Source organism: Mesorhizobium sp. M1A.F.Ca.ET.072.01.1.1 (assembly GCF_004023325.1).
Taxonomy (GTDB): domain Bacteria; phylum Pseudomonadota; class Alphaproteobacteria; order Rhizobiales; family Rhizobiaceae; genus Mesorhizobium.
In genome coordinates this window covers 1-2,134 of the sequence record NZ_RZSF01000580.1, presented here as the reverse complement: position 1 = coordinate 2,134, position 2,134 = coordinate 1, and the positions used below count along the sequence as shown (strand labels likewise).

Below are 2,134 nucleotides of genomic sequence, written 5' to 3'. Positions count from 1 at the left end.
TGATTGTTCCATTCGGGCACGTCGGCGCGCGGGCCGACCTGCATCCAGCCGACGGCCTTGCCGTCCTCGAAAGCCAGAAGCCCGGGCGGCGGGCCGGCTTCGATGCGCGCCTTGATTTGATCCTTGTTGCGCTCGCGGTCGCTCGCCCGCCGCTCCGCCGGGGTCAGCCGGAAATGCGTGCACCAGCAGCCGTAACAGGCGCCCTGCTTGCCGAAGAGATCCTCGAAATCGGTCCAACGCTCAGGACTCAGCGGTACTATGGTCGTGCTCATACGTTCTCCCCAGGCCAAGCTTGTTGCCGGCCCTGCACTGTCGTACCATTGCGTTTGTTCTCTTTATGTTCGCAGCGATGACGGCTCCTGTCAACAACCCCGAACACGGCTTTTGTCGCGACTGCCTGGCTTCTCAGCGCAGCGAGATGCGCCGTTGCGAGCGCTGCGGCAGCCCGCGCCTTGCCCGTCATCCGGAACTCTACCGGCTGCACATCGCTCACATCGACTGCGACGCTTTCTATGCCGCCATCGAAAAGCGCGACAATCCGGCGCTGAAGGACAAGCCGCTGATCGTCGGCGGCGGCAGGCGCGGCGTCGTCTCCACTGCCTGCTACATTGCCCGCATCCAGGGCGTGCGCTCGGCGATGCCGATGTTCAAGGCGCTCGAGGCCTGTCCCGAGGCCGTGGTGATTGCGCCGAACATGGAAAAATATGTCGGTGTCGGCCGCGAGGTGCGCGCGCTGATGCAGGCGCTGACGCCGCTGGTCGAGCCGCTGTCGATCGATGAAGCTTTTCTCGACCTCGCCGGTACCGAGCGGCTGCATGGGATGCCGCCGGCGCTTGTGCTGGCCCGCTTCGCACAGACCGTCGAGAAGGAACTCGGCATCACCGTTTCCGCCGGTCTCTCTTACTGCAAGTTCCTGGCCAAGATCGCGTCGGACTTCCGCAAGCCGCGCGGCTTTTCGGTCATCGGCGAAGCGGAAGCGCCAAGCTTTCTCGCCGGGCAGCCGGTGACGCTGATCTGGGGCGTCGGCAAGGCCTTGGCCGCGACGCTCGAGCGCGACGGCATCCGCACCATTGCCCAGCTGCAGCGCATGGAGCGCGGCGAGCTGATGCGGCGCTACGGTGTCATGGGCGACCGGCTCTACCGGCTTTCGCGCGGCGAGGATGACCGCCGCGTCGACCCCGACGGCGATGCCAAGAGCGTATCGGCCGAAACGACCTTCGACAACGACATCGGCTCGCTGGCAGAATTGGTGCCGGTGCTGCGCGGCCTGTCGGAAAAAGTCTCGGCGCGGCTGAAGAAATCCGGCATTGCCGGGCGCACCGTGGTGCTGAAGCTGAAGACGCAGGATTTCAAGCTGCGCACCCGCAACCGCCAGCTTGGCGATCCGACACGGCTGGCCGATCGCATCTTCCAGACCGGGCTCGATTTGTTGCGTCGCGAGACCGACGGCACGAAATTCCGCCTGCTCGGCATCGGCGTCAGCGATCTTTCCGACGACGGGAAGGCCGATCCGCCGGATCTGGTCGACGTCCAGTCGCGCAAGCGCGCGATGGCCGAAACCGCGATCGACGAGCTGCGCGACAAATTCGGCAGGAAGGCCGTCGAGACCGGTTACACCTTCGGCAAGGGCCGTGCCGCCAACCCGCCCGAGCCGCTCGAGGACTGAGACCGGCTGGCATTCATGGCTGGCTTGATCAGGTGCGCTGCAGGTCGATCCGGCTCGTCACCATGGTCTTGCCGGTCTTCGGATCCGTGTCGGTCACTGTCAGCCGCATGCTGTCGCTGCCGGTCTTCTCGACGGTCAACTGCGCTTTGCGGTCGCCATTGACCTCCTTTGCCCAACGGATGCCGAGGTTGAGCGCGTTGCCCGAACGGCTGCCGTTCAATTGCGCCGGCCCGGTACGCGAGCCGATGTAGACGCCGCTATAGCCCCTGCCGGTGGCCTTCAGATCCGCGCTGATCTCTCGCGTCATCAAGATCAGCCCGCGGCATTTGCCGTCGAGCGACAGCGAGGTCGAGGTAGCGCCGGATTTGAAGTCGCAGGAGATATTCACCGTCGGCGCATTCGCGCTCACCTTGAAGGTGCCGTTGCCGGCGAAGCTGCCCTGGAACGAGCGCAGGAAATCTGCATCGT

At 65.0% G+C, this 2,134-nt stretch carries 2 protein-coding genes and 1 pseudogene; 1 reads left to right on the top strand and 2 read right to left on the bottom strand.

Features of this window, described 5'->3' with window-relative positions; genetic code table 11:
* Positions 1-272: pseudogene (locus EOA32_RS36525) on the bottom strand (GNAT family N-acetyltransferase); the annotation flags it as partial.
* A gap of 65 nt (positions 273-337) precedes the next feature.
* On the opposite strand from EOA32_RS36525, the gene EOA32_RS36520 reads away from it, so the two are divergent.
* Positions 338-1,666: a DNA polymerase IV gene (locus EOA32_RS36520; protein WP_128374256.1), complete on the top strand. Its 1,329-nt coding sequence runs from the start codon at positions 338-340 to the stop codon at positions 1,664-1,666.
* Positions 1,667-1,694: 28 nt separating this feature from the next.
* On the opposite strand, the gene EOA32_RS36515 is transcribed toward EOA32_RS36520, so the two are convergent.
* Positions 1,695-2,134, bottom strand: a 440-nt coding sequence (locus EOA32_RS36515) for a hypothetical protein (RefSeq protein WP_128374255.1), incomplete at its 5' end; no start/stop codon positions are given.

Coding starts and splice junctions, on each gene's coding strand:
- EOA32_RS36520 (WP_128374256.1), top strand. CDS start 338: ATGTTCGCAGCGATGACGGCTCCTGTCAACAACCCCGAACACGGCTTT.